Source organism: Wolbachia endosymbiont of Armadillidium vulgare str. wVulC (assembly GCF_001027565.1).
Taxonomy (GTDB): domain Bacteria; phylum Pseudomonadota; class Alphaproteobacteria; order Rickettsiales; family Anaplasmataceae; genus Wolbachia.
On record NZ_ALWU01000006.1, the window covers coordinates 19,750 to 38,235 of the forward strand.

Annotated in this window: 10 protein-coding genes and 7 pseudogenes; 8 read left to right on the forward strand and 9 right to left on the reverse strand. The window is 34.9% G+C overall.

From position 1 onward, the window contains the following. Positions 1-36: 36 nt before the first annotated feature. On the reverse strand, positions 37-1,050 hold the full coding sequence (locus wVul_RS09835) for a hypothetical protein (protein ID WP_238580403.1): 1,014 nt from the start codon (positions 1,048-1,050) through the stop codon (positions 37-39). Between the two features lie 9 nt (positions 1,051-1,059). Next, positions 1,060-2,415: a hypothetical protein gene (locus wVul_RS04540; protein WP_047759355.1), complete on the reverse strand. Its 1,356-nt coding sequence runs from the start codon at positions 2,413-2,415 to the stop codon at positions 1,060-1,062. Between the two features lie 906 nt (positions 2,416-3,321). On the opposite strand from wVul_RS04540, the gene wVul_RS04545 reads away from it, so the two are divergent. From wVul_RS04545 to wVul_RS04565, 4 genes and pseudogenes are all read left to right on the forward strand, one after another. Further along, a complete protein-coding gene (locus wVul_RS04545; RefSeq protein WP_153295570.1) occupies positions 3,322-6,339 on the forward strand; it encodes an ankyrin repeat domain-containing protein in 3,018 nt (1,005 codons plus the stop codon). Then, positions 6,330-7,046, forward strand: a complete 717-nt coding sequence (locus wVul_RS08765) for an ankyrin repeat domain-containing protein (protein WP_153295572.1) — start codon at positions 6,330-6,332, stop codon at positions 7,044-7,046. The genes wVul_RS04545 and wVul_RS08765 overlap by 10 nt, the downstream gene beginning before the upstream one ends. Before the next feature lie 21 nt (positions 7,047-7,067). After that, positions 7,068-8,269 (forward strand): annotated as a pseudogene (locus wVul_RS04560) (IS256 family transposase). 932 nt (positions 8,270-9,201) lie between these two features. Then, positions 9,202-9,855 carry a reverse transcriptase domain-containing protein gene (locus wVul_RS04565; protein WP_238580404.1) on the forward strand — a complete coding sequence of 218 codons (654 nt, stop codon included), beginning with the start codon at positions 9,202-9,204 and terminating at the stop codon, positions 9,853-9,855. Here wVul_RS04565 and wVul_RS04570 read toward each other — a convergent pair. The 5 genes and pseudogenes from wVul_RS04570 to wVul_RS10170 form a co-directional block, all read right to left on the reverse strand. Then, positions 9,787-10,278, reverse strand: coding sequence for a hypothetical protein (locus wVul_RS04570; protein WP_202966478.1), 492 nt, complete (start codon positions 10,276-10,278; stop codon positions 9,787-9,789). The genes wVul_RS04565 and wVul_RS04570 overlap by 69 nt on opposite strands. Positions 10,279-10,296: 18 nt before the next feature. Beyond that, positions 10,297-10,410 (reverse strand): annotated as a pseudogene (locus wVul_RS10295) (recombinase zinc ribbon domain-containing protein); the annotation flags it as partial. 130 nt (positions 10,411-10,540) lie between these two features. Beyond that, positions 10,541-11,646, reverse strand: a pseudogene (locus tag wVul_RS08770) (IS3 family transposase). A gap of 48 nt (positions 11,647-11,694) precedes the next feature. Then, a complete protein-coding gene (locus wVul_RS09540; RefSeq protein WP_202966479.1) occupies positions 11,695-12,096 on the reverse strand; it encodes a recombinase family protein in 402 nt (133 codons plus the stop codon). After that, positions 12,056-12,729: pseudogene (locus wVul_RS10170) on the reverse strand (recombinase family protein). The gene wVul_RS09540 and the pseudogene wVul_RS10170 overlap by 41 nt, the downstream one beginning before the upstream one ends. A gap of 293 nt (positions 12,730-13,022) precedes the next feature. Between wVul_RS10170 and wVul_RS04585 the strand changes: the two are divergent. The 3 genes and pseudogenes from wVul_RS04585 to wVul_RS04595 all read left to right on the forward strand — a co-directional run bounded on the left by wVul_RS04585 (position 13,023) and on the right by wVul_RS04595 (position 17,042). Further along, complete coding sequence (locus wVul_RS04585) at positions 13,023-13,673, forward strand: group II intron maturase-specific domain-containing protein (RefSeq protein ID WP_255351241.1); 651 nt, start codon at positions 13,023-13,025, stop codon at positions 13,671-13,673. A 144-nt stretch (positions 13,674-13,817) separates the two neighbouring features. Continuing rightward, a pseudogene (locus wVul_RS04590) lies at positions 13,818-15,264 on the forward strand (IS4 family transposase). 293 nt (positions 15,265-15,557) lie between these two features. Further along, positions 15,558-17,042, forward strand: a complete 1,485-nt coding sequence (locus tag wVul_RS04595) for an ankyrin repeat domain-containing protein (RefSeq protein WP_153295576.1) — start codon at positions 15,558-15,560, stop codon at positions 17,040-17,042. Positions 17,043-17,079: 37 nt separating this feature from the next. On the opposite strand, the pseudogene wVul_RS08775 reads toward wVul_RS04595, so the two are convergent. Beyond that, positions 17,080-17,199: pseudogene (locus wVul_RS08775) on the reverse strand (IS481 family transposase); the annotation flags it as partial. A gap of 74 nt (positions 17,200-17,273) precedes the next feature. Further along, positions 17,274-17,928, reverse strand: a pseudogene (locus wVul_RS09845) (IS5/IS1182 family transposase). 317 nt (positions 17,929-18,245) lie between these two features. Between wVul_RS09845 and wVul_RS04600 the strand changes: the two are divergent. Then, a complete protein-coding gene (locus wVul_RS04600; RefSeq protein WP_047759356.1) occupies positions 18,246-18,473 on the forward strand; it encodes an ankyrin repeat domain-containing protein in 228 nt (75 codons plus the stop codon). The last annotated feature ends 13 nt before the right edge of the window (positions 18,474-18,486 follow it).

Consider the following 18,486-nt stretch of genomic DNA (forward strand, 5'->3'; position numbering starts at 1 on the left):
GCAAACGTTCGTTGTTGTCTAAATCAAAATTTAACCCTACACAAACGGCATCATCCGATGAGGTGTGGATGGATATAGATGAAACAGGACATCTTGTGTAACGTAATTTTCAGCCTGTGCCAACGCTCGATCAGCACATCTGTCTCTTGCTTGCCCTGCCTTGAGTTCAATTATAATAGGAACAGAATCTATCAATCGTTGTACACCACGTACAAGAAAAGTAATATCTGTATATCCACCCCCCACAAATAATTCAAGGTAAATACCAGCTGTATGGCGATACCTAAAATTCATCAAAAACCCTGACAAAAAGCCATGATAGTCCGACTCCTTGCTATTGAAGTTCAGTACCTGATTATACCTATTGTAGAGATTAATTACGTACTGCAAAACATCATCAATAGTATCAACAACATCATCTGCATTATTACTTGCCAGATCTCCTAATAAACCTGACAGGAAACCTTGTTGTATACCGAAGGTCCTGGTGATCTCTTCAAAACCACCATCGCATGGAGATGCTGAATTTCCAGTAAATGCATTTCCCTCACGAATTTTTACACATCTTATTGCTTCCTCTTCTCCTTGATTTTCTGCCCATGTGAACGTTTTATACTCTTCCCACGCAAATCGACCTGCACACGATACAATATTCTGTTGTTGTAACTCATCCTCTACCCACAACCTTTCTTGCTGACTAAATCTTGAACCAAAACTATTCTGTCTATCAGCAATAGTGAAACACCTTACAATTCTGTAACCTCTTCTATCTCTGTCGTTAGTTAACACAGCAACCTTTAAATTTCCTTTTCTAGGTTCATTCGGATTGTTGTCAAAACGAAAATAAATTTTTTCATTATCTACAACATCAGAATCAAACGCAGTAGCAAACATACCAAAAAAGAATGCAGGAAAAAAGCGATCCTTACCAACTGAGTGCAAAAAAGATGGACACTGATCCAAGAAAGACTCAAACCTTTCTACAAACTCTTGGCAATTTCCGTTTAACAATCTTCTAATCAGTCCAATATTTTCACCATTGTTATGCATAAAACACCTCTACTTACTATGACCAGACGAACCACTAATACCAGGGGCTTCTAACATGGACTGCGGATCACCAAAGCCACCGTGGGGAATAGGTACCTTATCTAACTCAGAAAACAACCCTTCTGCCAGCTTGCCATAATCAACACCACTCTTCATACCAGTTCTACCAACTGTTTTTAGGTTGCTAATTAAATAATTTTTAAAACTCACAAAATCCTCCTGTGTACAATACTTTTTTGCAAACTGTAAAATCTCTAACACCTCGTCTTTTTTTCCAGTATCACCTGAAGCACGACCGCGCTCCCAATCTACAATTAATCCAGCAAGCATGCGTTTGACTGGGACTCTACCATTCGAAAAAACAGCAGCCTTTTTATGCTCATTAAAGCGATTGCACCTCCAAATATCCATAGTAATTGATCTAGCTTGGGCACTTAACTCAGGATTTTCCAATATCACATTTGAAAACGAGGAAAGGAGGAGTCCATAATCATGATCTGAAAGTATTTTGTCTGCAGATACCGAAATTTCTTCATAGCACCAGCGCTTCACTATATCTTGAACTGTATCAAGAAAACTCCACCTGATTAACCCATTAAGAAGTGAATATACTCCCTGATCTTTTTCTAACAACTTAAGCAACAGCTCATGTTTTGCTGGATCATCCATTTTATACAGGCAAAAATCTAAAACGGTAGCACGATTGTAGTTACATTGAATAGTGGACAAGGTAATAACCGCATTAGTAATTTCCTCTTCTCTTTCTTGCTCATTTAAGCGGTTATAGAAATATTCCACTCCCTCGCTCCATTTAAGATCTACAGCTTCTCGGAATCCATCTATATCACTGTATTCTTTTAATTTTAATTCTTCAGATTCTCTATCAATCCAAAAACTAGATGCAGGATCATAATTTTCCATAGAGTCTAACAGATCACTTCTTATATACTTATCGTTGCTGGCCGCAGGTCCACCATCATCATCTACTGCATCAGGAGAAAACCTGCTCTTGTGAAGGTCGAACTTTTCCTGAAAAAGGTCTTTAATTTTTTCTTTCACGCAATATCTACATGCCATTTTATATCTAGAAAACGGATTTTCTATCCCATTTATGCTTTCTTCAGTTAGCCTTTGTCCTAGGCTAGTGTTATTCAACTTTGCACCCGACCAACAACTCTCATCGCGAAATATGTTGTATAAGAATTGTAGCTTATCACCTTCGAGAGATTTTACTTGCCTAATATAGGTCTTCACCCATCTTTCAATAGCTAAACGCCTTTCAGCAGCAATTTGGGAATCTGTATGTTCAATAACACTTTGTAACTTATTAAGTACTGCAGCATGACGTTCTGTTATTCTTGGCATTGCACTCTCCATATAAAAATATTTATGGTATTATGTAAAAGTTAGAATTAAATAACAACCTAAAATTACTGAGGATAAAAAAACTTCATGGAAAACATTTTCTATATTGAACAGATATAAAAATTCTATTGGAATTTACAGGAAATACCATACTCTTCAGCGTCATAAAAATTTTAAATGTTTACTTTGTTTAAAAAGAAAATAGATCGTATATTTGTGAGAAAGCATCAGGTAAAAATAGAGTTGTGAAAATAAAAAGGTAAAATTTTTGCAACAAAGTTAGGCAAACTAGTTCGTGCGTAGATTTAGTGAAAGTGAGCCAAAATAGCTGATTTTAGCGCATAGTAAAGTTACTATATTAAAAAGTTCGTATGGTACACTTGGTAGACCAATGCATCCCAAAAGGAACAGTTCTCACGCTTGCTGGTTTTGGTTATTGGAAGTGGAGGTATTGTTTTAGTTTTTAGTGATATGTAAAGTTGAATTAGTACTTAAAAATAGAAAGAGTACATTGCAGAAAAAAATAGAAGTATTTTTGCAAGCACTGGCTTTAGTTTAAAAAAATACTAAAGCATGCAAAAAAGTTCTTGCTCTGATAGATCCTTTTAGCTATAGTACAGTTTACGTAAAACACATGGAGTGTTGCTAGATGCATTGTGTTATGTACATCATTCAGAAAGCAATTCTAGCTTTTTTAAGAATATACCTGGTTTAGTAAAAAATCAAAAGAAAAGCACACTGTAATCAAAGTTACTTGGAATTAACTTAAGGTTTCTACAGTAAATTTGTAGAGCAGTTTAGTACAGCTTTATAAGAATCAAATGAATTAGATATTGAAACCAATCTTCAGAGAAGAGGTTTACGATAAAACAATCAAAGTATGAATATTAAAATATAGGAGGCTTTATGTTAGGCAAAGAAAATATAGAGAAACAAGTAGCAGATAATCAAGAAGATAGATTATCTAGTGGAGAACTTCAGTGTGGACAAAGTCAACAGAGTCCTGGAGTAACAAGACCTCCATCTATAAGCAGCGATGATACACGGTATAGCGAACCGAATGATACAGATGATAGTATAAGTAATGAGGTAACGGAAAAAGCAACTTTGTTTGTTAAGACTTTTGTTAAAAAATGCGAAGAAAGGATATCTGAATGTTTTGAGGAGGTAGAGCCAGGTTCAAAGATAAAAAAAGCAGGTAAAATTGCGGATAAGTGTACATCAATTGTGAATGATTCTACTCCATCAGGTCTATTGAAATCAGCCTTAAAAGAAACGAGTGAATGTATAGGCTCTTTTGCTGCAAAAAAACATAAGGAAAGGGAGAAAAAGTTTTATGCAACAGTTGTGCCTTTCAAAGATCAACAGAGAGAGATTTTAGTAAGGGCTGGTTTGGAAATTTTTCAAAAATTTGAGAGACAATTTGTGAGGGTTGTGGACGTTGATGAATCTTTGTGGGAGAGGGGAATTAAGAAATTAGCAGTAGATGCTGCATCTAGAGCAAAAGATTATATTTCAAGTAGTAATGAGGAGGAAGGATTTTCCGTTGATCTTATAACTCGGGATGTTGTTTTAGGTAAATCAAAAAGAGAAACAGCAGCTAAGAGTTTGCATCTCAGATCAGCTGGATATAAAGTGAAAGATAGGCAAAGTGGTGAAACTTGGTTGACTTCAGAATTATATGGAAACACAGGAATAAAAAAAATGGAGGATGGTACCACTAAGTATTATGTGAAGAGAGGTAGTAATTCTAAAGAATTTAGCTATCGGCTTCCCTTTGCGTGGGAATTAGAAAAGTGGAGGAATGAGAGTATAGACAAAGAATATACGCTTGTTATTACTCCTGAAGAACAATATGTGTATATTTTAGATAATGGAAAAAAAGAAGAATTAGCTCGTTTTATATTAAAGAAGATTAACGAACTAGATTCTTTAAAAAAGAAAGATATAGAAAGTGTAAAAGAACATCTTAGAAAACAAAATGAAGATAGGTGTCAATTTTCCTACGATTTTGGCAAGATAGCAGAATTTTTCATTGAAAGAAAAGCGGTGATAAAAGAATTGAACCTAAAGTTACACGGTAGCAGTCAAGAATTAGAAATGTCACGAGTAGTCTTAATTAGTGGGAAACCTGGAACAGGAAAGAGCGAACTTGCTAGAGGTTATGGATTTAATGAAAAGCGTAAGGGTACTTTTATAAAAATTATATGGATAGATGCCTCATCACATAACGATCTTTTAACTTCATTTAGTAAGTTGGCTAGAAGATTAGGAATTCCTGTACAAGATAGAGGAATTGAATCTATTATCAAGGATATATATGAGCATTATCAAAACACAAAAAGTTTTTTTGTGTTTGATAATGTCAATGGGTATAAGGAGATTGAAAAGTTTTTACCATCTCATTTTTTTGATGTGTTTTCTGATAGAGAAAAGCCTTTCATTTTAATTACTTCTTATAAAGAGGGTTGGGGAGATAAAAGGATAAAAGAAATAAAGTTGAATAACTTTGATCCAGGAGAATCTGATAAATTTCTTAGAAAAGCCTTAGAAAGAGATGAATCACAGGATTACATATCAAAGTTAGGGAAAGCATTAAATTACCATCCGCTCAGTTTAGCGGAAGCAGCAGTAGATATTAACAAAAGAGGAACTAATATTAGTGAATATCTAAAATGCTATTATGGAAAAATACAAGAATCAAATCTTGATCGTTTGGTAGAATTAGTTATCAGTGAAGAAGGGCAGCGATTATATGATATTTTAGCTTTTATTGCTTACTTGAGTCGTGGTCAAAAAACCGCTTCAGATGCACTTAATCTACTTGATAAAGTCTCAGTGATTGAGTTAGAGAAATCAATAGCAAAAATTCATGAGGGAACACAGAAAACAATAATAGAAGAAGAACTAACAGGAACAACAGAAGGAACTTTAAGAAAAATTATGACATCACTTATGGATAGTGATACTACAAGTGTAACTTACATTATATCTGTTTGGAGTTATGCTAGTAAATACAAAGAGTTAGTTAATGAATTTATTAATTCTACTTATAATGGAAGTACTATCTTACATTTACTAGCCCAAGATGGTAATGAAGAAGTTATTAGACTTATATTAGAGAAAATAGATCAAGATAAATTAAGCAAAGCTGTTAATAATACTAATAAAATAGGGCTTGCTCCTGTACACTATGCTATTAGTTATGATCGTTTAGGGGTTGTTAAATACCTTATGGAGAAAGGGGCTAATTTAATTATAAGTGAATGTGGCATAAACTATGCTGCTGCATACGGTGCATTAGAAGTAATGAAGTATTTTATTAATGAAAAATATTTTACGCTTGATAAGTGGAATGAACAGGGAAAGATTCCTTTAGGCTATGCTATTAGATATGGTCAATTAAGAATGGTTAAATACCTTATAGAGAAAGGAGCTGATGTGAATTTACTAGATACTGAGGAACAACTGTATCTTTTTTACTATGCTTTTCTGCCTGGTAACTTGGATATCGCTCAATGTCTTGTAAGAAAATTGGGTGGTTTGAATTTACTTATTAACGGTGATAAGAGTCTTTTGCACCATGCTGCTATACATGGTAACTTAGATGTCGTAAAATGTCTTGTAGAGAAAGAGGATGATGTAGATTTACGGGATAAAGATGGAATGAGTCCTTTGCACTATGCTTCTATAGGTGGTAACCTAGATATCGTCAAATGTTTTGTAGAGAAAGAGGCTGATGTAAATTTAGGTGAAAAAAGTGGTAAGAATACTTTGCACTATGCTGTAATGAATGGTAACTTAGACATCGTTGAATACCTTGTAGGGAACGATGTTAATATAGATTTACAGGATGAAGATGGAATGAGTCCTTTGCACTATGCTACTATACAGGATAACTTAGACATCGTAAAATATCTGTAGAGAACGATGCTGATGTAAATTTACAGAATGAAAGTAGCATGAGTCCTTTGCACTATGCTTCTATAGGTGGTAACCTAGATATCGCTAAATGTCTTGTGGAGAACGTTGCTGATGTAGATTTAGATGATGCAAGTGATAGGAGTCCTTTGCACCATGCTGCTATGCAGGATAACTTAGACATCGTAAAATATCTTGTAGAGAACGATGCTGATGTAAATTTACAGGATGAAGATGGAATGAGTCCTTTGCACTATGCTGCTATGCAGGATAACTTAGACATCGTAAAATATCTTGTAGAGAACGATGCTGATGTAAATTTACAGGATGAAGATGGAATGAGTCCTTTGCACTATGCTGCTATGCAGGATAACTTAGACATCGTAAAATATCTTGTAGAGAACGATGCTGATGTAAATTTACAGGATGAAGATGGAATGAGTCCTTTGCGTCATGCTTCTATAGATGGTAACCTAGATATCGTTAAATGTCTTGTAGAGAACGGTGCTGATATAGATTTAGATGATGCAAGTAATAAGAGTCCTTTGCACTATGCTTTTATAAATAATAACTTAGATATCGTTCAATACCTTATACAAAGAGGGGATAATGGTGTAGTTACTAGCTATCTAAGCTCTGTGTATATACAAAGTTTGAGGGAAGGGAATGTTCAAGAAAGTGTGTCAAGCAAAAAAAAAGTAATAAATTGATATAAAAAATGGAGGTTTGACATGAGTCAAAAAATAGCAAATAGAACTAATGGATTGGTAGATTACAAAGAATTAGAAACCTGTCGTCTATACGAAAAGGTAGGCCACTGATGGGAAGAGATGACACCATTTATAAAAAGGCTGCTTGAAGCTAGGCTAGAGGGTGAAATAGAACATCATTTATCTGCTGGAAATGAAGAAAACAATCGTAGAAACGGGAGGAATGGCAAGACTTTGAAGACAAGCGCAGGTTCATTTGAACTATTGACACCAAGAGACAGAGAAGGAAGTTTTGAACGGCAAATAGTGAAAAAAAAGGCAAACAAGCCTACATCCAGAACTTGAAGCAAAGGTTTTAAGCACATACGCTAATGGCATGGGGTATAGGGGCGTAGCATCGCATATAGAGGAGATGTATGACCATAAAATATCTGCAGCAGAAATATCCAATATCACTGACAAATTACTGCCAGTAATCAACGAATGGCGCAGTCGTCCATTGCAGTCTGTATATCCAATAGTATTCATGGTTTTTTAAGGTCAAAGAAGACAGGCATTGCGTAAGTAAATGTATGTACAATATATTAGCAAAATGGCAGAAAAGAAGTTTTGGGCTTTTATTTAGCAGAAAGTGAGGGAGCTAACTTCTGGCTAGGTGTATTAAATGACTTAAAAGAGAGGGGGGTAGAAGACATTTTGATAGCTTGTGTTGACGGTCTAAAAAGCTTTCCTACAGCTATAAATAGCGTATTTCCCCACGCTGAGGTACAGTTATGCATTGTGCACAAAATAAGAAATTCACTAAAATACGTATCCAGCAAAAGTTTTTATGAATGATTTAAAGAAAATATATCGTGCTTCAAGTAAAGAAATCGCTGAGAATTATTTGCTTGAGCTGAAAGAAAAATGGGGTGCAAAATACCCTTTGGTTATAAAACCATGGCAAAACAATTGGGAAAATTTACCTGGTTATTTTAAGTATTCTGAGCCAGTTAGAAAGCTGACTTATACCACCAATCCAATTGAGGTGTTGCATAGACAAATCAGAAAGTTCACTGAAACCAAGGGTTCATTTACCAGTACAAATGCCTTGTACAAATTGGTATATTGTGCTATAAAAAAAAGTGAAGCATAAATGGATTAGGGCTTTGCCTAATTGGGCTTTAACTATGTCTCAACTTGACATCTTCTTTCCCAACAGATTGAAAATTGAGTTGAACTAAAAATGTGGGTTGACACACTTTTTTGAACATTCCCTGAGGAAAGTAAAAGAGCAAGCTGAGTAAAATAGGGGTTATGTAAATAAGAGCTTGGAACTTTTACAACAAAGCTGGGTAAGCTAATTCATATGTAAATTTAGCAAAAGTAAGCCAATATAGATGATTTTGCAATGTAGTAAAATTACCATATAAAAAAGTTCATATGGTAGACATGGTAGACCAATGCATCCCAAAACGAAAGATTCTCACCGCCCTTGGTTTTGAGCGCTGGAAATAGTTGTATTATTTAAATTTTTAGCAATATTTTGTATTAAGTTAATATTAATCTGTTTGAGAAAAAGTTGTATTTTCTTGTGTCTTAATTCTGTTTTTAATATGGTAAATTAGGGGGTGTGCCGTAGGGACACAAAGAATGCTTAAAAATGAGCAAACTAAGTGCAAAGCTGCACAATAGATGAGGGTGGGCCCCTCGAAGTCGGTTTGCAAGAACAGGCTTCAAACAGCCATAAGCTGCTGTGGTAAAGAGCCATGGTAGTGAGCGTTATGGAAAAGATGCAATTATGCATCATGTGTAAAATAGAGAGGCGAATGAAAATGAACCACTGATGAAGTGTCGAAATTCCAAAGACGACGTCAAAATCATGGGCTCCTCAATCTCTTGGGATAAACCTATCAGGAACTTGTTTACTGGATAGGTGGCGTCCGGCATAGAGGTGGCGTGAATCTATTTTAGGCTATTGTGTGGAACTGCGGGAACCTGTCGTTTCGATGATAAGGGAGAAGTCCAAGGAGCTAAACTCTAAGGATGAGAGTACCGATGCGAAGAACAGGGGCGGATCAGCTCGTAGTAGTGAAGAAGTTTCTGTAATGGAAATGGAGCGAAGGGGCTGGGTTATTTAGTTTTAATTATTTATCAACCGAAAGGGGAGGAATTAATGAGTAAAACAAAGTCTTTTGACATACCGAAGCAGCTTATTTGGAGAGCTTATAAACAAGTATCGAAGAATAAAGGAGCTGCTGGTGTGGATGAGGTTTCGATAGCAAAGTTTGAGGAAAATCTAAAAGATAATCTCTACAAACTATGGAATCGGATGTCATCTGGAAGTTATTTTCCAGAGCCTGTAAAAGCTGTAGCAATACCGAAAGGTACTGGAGGAGGAAAAAGAATTTTAGGTGTTCCTTCAGTATTTGATAGGATAGGGCAAACGGCTGCTGCTATGTATTTGGAGCCGCTAGTAGAAACAAAATTCCATGAGGATTCATATGGTTATAGACCAAATAAATCAGCACTGGATGCGGTAGATACAGCACGCAAAAGATGCTGGAGGTACAATTGGGTGATAGATCTTGATATATCAGGATTCTTCGACAATCTGGACCACGAGTTGGCATTGCAAGCTATCAAAAAGTACACAGACTGCAAATGGATCATACTGTATGCTGAAAGATGGATGAAAGCTCCAATTCAGCAAGCAGACGGTAGTAGGGTAGTTAGGGATAAAGGAGTTCCGCAGGGAGGTTCAACTACCCCGCCAACAATGTTGCAAATTTTTCTTTTCTTCTCCACTATGTCCAGAAGAGTTTGGTAGCTCTTTTACACGAAACACCACATTTACGTCCTCAAGGTTAATTTCAATTCTCTTGACTAAAGTTCTGATAATATCACGTTTAGTTAGCCAATCTGCGTTATCAAGGTTTGATCTAATATTGGAAGAAAAGTCTTCTAAATTGGTTACAACCAAAGCTAATTCCTGTTTTAATTTCTTTTGATCGAATATCCTTTTCTTCTCCTCTTCAATTGTTTTTAAGCTTTGTTTCATTGCTTTAATTCGTGGTTCAAATTCTTCTTGATTAATATATTCTTGAGCATAACTATCAATAAGTCTAGCAATACCACGTTTTAATTTATTTTCTTGTTTCTCTAGTAAATCGCTTTTTTGATCCCATGATGATTTTTTAAGCTCTGAAAGTCTACGTCTGTATTCTTCTAAAACCCTATTTGGATTTTTCAATAAATGCTTAACCTCTTCCCACACGGCTGTTTCTAATGCATCTGTACGAATATGTTTATTATCACAAATTTTATTACCACCAAAACGGTAAGAATCTCTACCTATACAACGATAATAAGCATAATGATCAATTTTTTCTCCTCGCTTATTTTATAGTGCACCCATTTGTCTAGACCATTTTTTTCAAAGTGATCCGATTTTTAAAATGAATATGTTGATAAATACGTCGACACACATTTAAAGTATTTATCAATATATTCATTTACTGTTTATGATAATAAAGATCAGCAGGAACTTTATAATGTAGAGTCTGATGTCGCCTTCTATAGTTATACCAAGCAACAAAATCATTTATTATAAGATTCAAATCTCTGATACTATTTGGTCTATAATAATATATAGCTTCTTGCTTTAAAGTTCTCCATAAGCGCTCAACAAATATATTGTCGAAGCAACGTCCTTTATGGTCCATACTGATTTTAATATTAGCACGCTCTAATTCCATAATAAAGTTGTAGCAAGTAAACTGTACCCCTTGATCACTATTAAAAATCTCAGGTTTACCTTGTTTTAGAGCTTCTTTGAGAGTATAAAGGCAAAATCCAGCATCGAGATATGGTGATAATGAATGAGCAATAATATAGCGACTATACAAGTCCATTATTGCTACAAAATAGACAAACTTACCTTCTACCATAATATATGTTATATCAGTAGCCCATACCTGATTAACTCTACAAATAATCAAATCTTTGAGTAAATAAGGATATATTTTATGCTTTTTTTCTTTAATACTTGTATTACATCTTTTTCTACAATACAGCCCACTAATCTTCATTTTTTTCATAATTCTTAAGATTTTTTTGTGATTGACTACTACCCCACTCGCTATGATTTCAGCAGTAATTTTACGATATCCATAACGGCAATCAGAAGCCAAATATACTTCTTGAATCAAATTTGCTACTTCACTTTCGTTATTAATTATAGGCCTATAATATAAGCTAGATCTGCAAATCTCCAGTAAATCAGCCTGTTTCCTAATTGACAGATCAGAATCTTTTTCTATAAACCTTACTCTATCTTTTTTGCTTATTTCAGTAATTTTTTTTCAAATAACTATTTTCCACTGTCAATTCTCCTATTACTTTATGTAAACTTTCTATTTCTTGCGCTAAGATTCTTTGTTTTCTCGCACTTTCACTTTCTTCAACAAATAGGTCTTTTAACCTTGCCAATACGCCAATCATATAGATTTGTTGATGGTATTTTATATTCACTACATATCTCAGATGTGCTTTTTTGATTTTTTATTGCTTCCAAAGCTATCTTTGCTTTTAACTCTGGTTCATATTTTTTTGTTGCCATACTTTTACCCCTTTACCTTCCTACTCGGATTAACCATTTTTTTTTGGTCTAGTTTATGGGGTGCATTATATTTCTTACAGGACTTCCGTAATATGCATAACGACAACGCTTACATACGATTAAACCTTGTAGTAAATGTTTTGCTCCTCTTTCTCTTGTCCTTGCTATTTTTCTATTTTCAGCTAATTGTTCTTGAACTATATCAAATACATCTTCGTCCACTATATTTGGCACTTTAACATAAATCCAATTTGCTTTTTCAACAGAACAGGTAGAGTAATTATCTTTCGGTTGTTCACAAGAATGTTTCTGTGGTCTGATATGTTGTAACTTTACACCTACTTTTGTTTTACCAAAAGCCGCTTGTCCTTTGTAAGCAGGATTTTTTAACATACCCCAAATCACACTTCTATCCCAGCACTTTTTTCCTGTTCGTGTTATAATAGACATAGTGTTTAGCCGACGACACACTTCCCCAACTTTCTCTTCCTACCCACAAAAATACTTTCCTAACAACATTAGCTTCTTCTTCGTTTATTTCAAATAAAGCTTGTCCTCCTCCCATATATTTATCTATATAACGATAACCATAAGGAGCTCCTCCCATTACGCTTACACAACCTTTATTAGCTGCGTAAATCTTTCCGCGACGACTTCGTTCCATAATTTTCGCTCGTTCATATTCTGCTATCATACCTTGCATTTGTAACAGTAACTGAGATTCTGGATTATCGTTAATCTCATAATTTAAGAAAACCGTTTCTGCTCCTGCTTTCTCAAATTCTTCAAGTAATACCATTTGATATGCATATTTCCTAGATAAGCGATCAGGTGAATGAATCTATCAATTTTACCTTCTGTTACTTTATCACGTAATTTTTCTAGATCAGGACGGACTAAATTAGATCCACTGTAGCCATTGTCAATAAATTTATACTCACTTAATAATTTGTACCCATCCGTATTAATTTGCTTCTCTAAAGCTGCAACTTGACTTGCTATTGTATTTTCTTGTGCTTGTTTCCCTGAAGAAACTCTTGCATATAAACTCACTGTTACCATTTGATCCTCCTTGAATCCCATTTTTATGTTTTAAATTTTTTTGGCTTACTTGCTTTGACACGGCTTTTTCATAAGCATCTAACAAATACTTTTCTGCCAACCGGTTAGTTTCATAGCTACAGCTAATCCGTATAGCTAATCTCTTATTCCCCATGAACTTTCCTTGAAATAATATGTTCATATCATTCATTGAAACTGATGGTTAATTGATTGTTGGCACTATAAATAAATGGCACTCTTGTTTTTGGACATAGAAGTTTTCGAGAAATGCTTTTCTCTAATTTTACGTTTTTTGCAACATTGTTGGCGGGGTAATAAGCCCGATGATCTCAAACATATTTATGCATCATGTATTTGATGAATGGATGAGAGAGAAGTACCCGACAATACCATTTGAGAGGTATGTAGATGATGCGATAGTACACTGTAAAACTCTCAGGCAGGCAGAATTTATGAAAGTAACGATCGAAGAAAGATTGGCTGAGTTTAAACTGAGGTTGCATTCTGAAAAGACACAGGTAGTATATTGTAAGAATAGCAACAGTAAGAATGCATTTCCTAAACAAAGTTTTGATTTTCTAGGGTACACTTTTAGACCTAGAGAAGCAAAGAGTAAAATAGGGAAATATTTCGTTGGATTTCTACCTGCGATTAGCAATAAGGCCAAGAAAAAGATCACTCAAACCATAAGGTCGTGGAAAATATACCAATTTACAGGAAAAAAGTTAGAGGAAATATCAAAGGAAGTAAATCCAATAGTCAGAGGCTGGTGTCAGTATTATGGCAGGTTTTACCAAACGGAGATGTATAAACTGCTTAATAATGTAGAGAGGCACCTAGAAAAGTGGGTAAAAAGGAAATATCAGATTGGAAAAAGACTAGCGAGGAAACTTCTAGGAAAAATGAGAAAAGAAAATCCGAATACTTTCTACCACTGGAGTCTAGTATGGGAATTAAAGGACTGAATAATGGGAGCTGTGTGAATCGAGAGGTTCATGCACAGTTCTGTGACTTACTATTACCCATAAATCTAAAAATGGAGAAAAAGCTGCTATCTTACTAATTCAACTTTCTATAAATAGATCTATGGTCTAAAGATGGAATATGTGATGAAAAGAACTATAAATATCTCAACTGGCGAATGGGCAGAAAGTGAATTGGGAATTGTTAATTTTGGTGATATAAGATTAAGTAAAAGGCTTCTAAAAATAGTTAATAGTTTTGCTGAATCGCCTGAGTGCTCAATAAATCAAGCTTGTGAAGATTGGCATCAAAGTAAAGCAGCTTATAGATTTTTCCAAAACGATGCCATTTCTGAAAGAAAGATATTAGACAGTCATATAATTAAAACTGTTGAAAGAGCTAAAGAACACTCAACTATCTTAGCTATCCAAGACACGAGTTATATCTCATATAAAAATCATAAAAAGACCGAAGGATTAGGGGTTATAGCAGCAAGATTAACATCTAAAACAACTAATTTTAAAACACATGATGCATACAACGTTTGCAGTTACAACAGAAGGACTACCTATAGGATTATTGGATCAAAAAATTAGTACTAGACCGTCCTTAGCTGAAGATCTAAAAGAGTTGAAAAGAAGAAGCCATAATACTGCTGTTCCCATAGAAGAGAAAGAAAGCATAAGGTGGATAGAATCACTTAAAGATTCTACTAATCATCCTGGATTAAAGATATCAAGGTAGTTACCGTCTGTGACAGAGAAGCAGATATGTATGATTTATTTGAAGTTGCTTCCACTAATCAATCTCTTTTTGTAGTAAGAGGAAATCAAAATAGAATAGTAAATAAGAAGTCGACTTATTCTGAAAAAGGTGGTGAAAGGTTATGGGATTTGATGAATCGCATGTCTTGTCAAGGAGAAATACAAGTCTGCTCGCAATGATAAACCTCAAAGAACAACAGTTTTAGAAGTAAAGTTTAGCAACTTTGTGATGAATGCATCAAAAAATAACGCTAGACGTAAAACCCAAAAACTTCCTAATTTAAGTTTAAATGCTGTCTATGCTATAGAAAAATATCCCCCATTTGGCGAAGAGCCCATGAACTGGATTTTGTTAACAAATATAAATATTAATAATTTTGAAGAAGCAGTAGAAAAAATACAATGGTATTGCTTAAGATGGAGAATAGAGGTTTTTCATAAAATTTTGAAATCCGGTCTTAAAGTTGAAGAATGTAGGCTCCAAACAGCAGATAGATTGATCCGCTTTCTTACAATTATGAGTATAATTGCATGGAGAATATTTTTTATCACATTGGTAGCTAGAACAAATCCGAATCTTTCTTGCACTGTCATACTGACTGACGACGAATGGAAGGTTTTATATACCAAAATGCTTAAGAAAAAAGACTATCCTGAAACTCCACCACCTATAAGAGAAATTGTGAGGTGGGTGGCCAAGTTAGGAGGGTTTTTAGCTCGCAAAAACGACTTAGAACCAGGTCCTATAGCTTTGTGGAAGGGATGGAAACGTCTCTTTGATTTAGCAGAAGGATGGAGACTTGCTCATGAATTCTATACTTGTGGGTAATAGTAAGGTTCTGTGAGGGGCTGGTGGGGAAGTTCCACCGGTCTACTCGTCCATTAAGTACTCTATGGAGGTTTACGATAGTTTTATGCTTTAAATAAAATAAAATTCCTCTGATTCATGTTGTCCCTTTTGTAAAAAACATCCCTGATTTTTCCCCTACCTTTTCTTGTCAAGGTCAATTATAAGAAAAGCTATAAGTTATCATGTGACGCTGTAATCCAGAAAATTTTATCCATAGCTTACGGATTATTAATAACTTTGCCATAGTAATATAATTTTACAGTAGGTGTGGAATGAGTGATTTAAACAGAGATGTAAATGCTAAATTACTTAGTGCTAGATTACTTTATCTTGTTAAATCTAATGAAGTTGATGCGGCAAAAGATCTAATAAACACAAGAGTAGATGTTAATATAAAAGCAGATGTTAATGTAAAAGATGACTATGAAATGGCTTCTTTACATTTGGCTACTAAAGAGTGCTATGTAAAGATGGCAGAGGTTCTATTAGGAGAAGATGGAATTGATGTTAATATACAAAATGCAGATGGATGGACTCCTTTACATTTTGCTGCTAAAAAAAATTGTAAAGAGATAGCAGAGGCTCTATTAGAAAAAGATGGAATTGATGTTAATATAAAAAATGCAAAAGGATTGACTCCTTTACATTTTGCTGCTGAAAGCAATTGTAAAGAGGTAGCAGAGGCTCTATTAGGAAAAGATGGAATTGATGTTAATATACAAAATACAGATGGATGGACTCCTTTACATTTTGCTGCTGAAAGCAATTGTAAAGAGGTAGCAGAGGCTCTATTAGGAAAAGATGGAATTGATGTTAATATACAAAATACAGATGGATTGACTCCTTTACATTTTGCTGCTGAAAGCAATTGTAAAGAGGTAGTAGAGGCTCTATTAGGAAAAGATGGAATTGATGTTAATATACAAAATGCAAAAAGATTGACTCCTTTACATTTTGCTGAGAATGAGGAAATAAAAACTCTATTAAAAAAAGCAGCAGAAAAAGCTGATGAAAGTTTAGTTCATGAGCCATCGATAGATAATGAAGGAGGTCTAGAGGAAGATGTTGGGCAAGAAGGTAATGTCCAGCCAGTTATACAAGAACAAGACCCAGAGGAAGAATCACAGGAGATCAGTGCAGAAGAAGGAAATGATGTTAATATGCAAAATGCAGATGGATTGACTCCTTTCGATTTAGTTGAGGATGAGGAAATAAAAACTCTATCAAAAAGAGCAGTAGAAAAAGCTGATGAAAGTTTAGTTCATGAGCCATCGACAGATAATGAAGGAGGTCTAGAGGAAGACGTTGGGCAAGAAGGTAATGTCCAGCCAGTTATACAAGAACAAGACCCAGAGGAAGAACCACAGGAGATCAGTGCAGAAGAAAGAAATGATGTAAAAATTGAAGCTGTGAAGCCTGATAATGGACGTTCTACTGATACAGCACCTACACAAAATGATGTTAGTCTACGAAGTGAATCATTAACAAGTGAAGAACAGTCGAGCTCTTTCTTTGGTAATTTGTTTAGTATACTTATGAAGCCTTTTTCTTTAATAGGATCATTTCTTGGTGGCTTTTTTTCGTGGTTATTTGGATCTGATCAAACAACTGAGCCAGAACCATTGAGTAATTCAGGAGAAGATGAATTATCAACTAAACCTGATCAAACAACTATGCAAGAATCACCGAGTAACTCAGAAGGAGAGGGGCTAAAAAACTATCAAGAGGGTGACAAGAATTCCTTCGATATTATATAAAAGTGTAATAGTTTAGACTTAATCTGACAGGCATGAATTAACTGACAGAAGAATTGAGGTAATTAAAACTAATATTTTTCTGAAAAGCAATGTGTTTGCTATCAAGAAAAGTTTGCATAGGTGTTTTGCCATAGCAATATTTACCTGAATGAGGTCTTGTCTCATAAGACCCACTGCGAAACGGTATGCAACTAATTTGAGCGGCAAATTAGGCCAACAGCAAGAAGTCAATTAAAACTCATGTCTGAGGTTTACGAGACCATCAATTATTCATGTTGTATTTCTTCTGAAAATTGCGATAGGTATGCGACATAAAATCTTAATTTCACGAATTTTATGCTCCACCTAAATGATGCCAGCTTCCGATTGTTGATCATCCGTCAGCCCGATACCTTTTATGTGGAATTACAACGTTACTCTGCAATTTTTGCCACCCCAAAATCTGCATACTTTATATTCTCTTTTGGCAATATTTTTTCCTGTTTTCGTATCTTAAAATCGTGCTCTGTGTGACACTGATAGAATTTGCCCATCTTCTTTTATAACGTTTTCATTGTGTTTACTCTTTTCTTTCCAGAATAAGACAATTTTCCTGTCTTTTGGCCGTTGTATTGGTTACATCTGCTAATATCTTCAAAATTCTTTCTGGCCTATCCTTTTTTATTGAGATTTTTTTAGCCAAAAGTGGTTCCATTTTCTTGAGTAATCGGCAGTATGCAAGTTACTCAAGAATCGGTGTGTTATATAAGTTCGATAATACAGAATTATACAGAGTATTTTGCCTTCCAATGCAGGCAATTTTGATGTTCTTCCATGGCATTTCTTCTGTTTTTCAACCTTTTCCCACTCTGGTTTCGACAATCTTTTGGAATTCTTCTATTGTCAGACCTGTTACATCTCGAAAATTCCTCGGATGTTCTTTTAGATTATTAAGCTCATTTTACCTCACTTTTTCTTGTTCTTTATATAACCATTTCTCCTCTTTTGCTGCAGGTCTTTTCAAATTAGGGGTTGACGGATTCTAAAAAGAGTATATCCTACAGTATCTTTATTGAAAGGTAAAAGATGCTCAGTCTGTAAGGCACTGGTAGGTATGGTCGAAGCTGATGCTATTGGTGCAAATGGTAGGATATAGTTAAGACTTACATGTAGAGCATGTGAAATCGGTAATGTATTTGTTGTTTATGTGTAAAGGAGGGTAAAATGAGTGTAAATCAAGGAGTTGTTAATTATGATCAAATACTTCTGCAATATGCTGTTAAGAGCGGTAACTTAGATCTGTTTAAATACCTTGTAGAGAAAGGGCTAGCCTTTAATGCTAAAGATGATTTTGGTAAACATCTCTACACTATGCTGCTGAAAGTGGAAATTTGGATCTATAAGCACCTTGTAGATGAAGGAGGTACCGAGCTGAGTTCGTATCAGTCATAGCGTCCGTTCTCTC

Excerpts from the sequence above, each read along its gene's own strand:
- wVul_RS09835 (WP_238580403.1), bottom strand. The coding sequence starts at position 1,050 with ATGCATAACAATGGTGAAAATATTGGACTGATTAGAAGATTGTTAAAC.
- wVul_RS04540 (WP_047759355.1), bottom strand. The coding sequence starts at position 2,415 with ATGCCAAGAATAACAGAACGTCATGCTGCAGTACTTAATAAGTTACAA.
- wVul_RS04545 (WP_153295570.1), top strand. The coding sequence starts at position 3,322 with ATGTTAGGCAAAGAAAATATAGAGAAACAAGTAGCAGATAATCAAGAA.
- wVul_RS04565 (WP_238580404.1), top strand. The coding sequence starts at position 9,202 with ATGAGTAAAACAAAGTCTTTTGACATACCGAAGCAGCTTATTTGGAGA.
- wVul_RS09540 (WP_202966479.1), bottom strand. The coding sequence starts at position 12,096 with ATGTCTATTATAACACGAACAGGAAAAAAGTGCTGGGATAGAAGTGTG.
- wVul_RS04595 (WP_153295576.1), top strand. The coding sequence starts at position 15,558 with ATGAGTGATTTAAACAGAGATGTAAATGCTAAATTACTTAGTGCTAGA.
- wVul_RS04600 (WP_047759356.1), top strand. The coding sequence starts at position 18,246 with ATGAGTGTAAATCAAGGAGTTGTTAATTATGATCAAATACTTCTGCAA.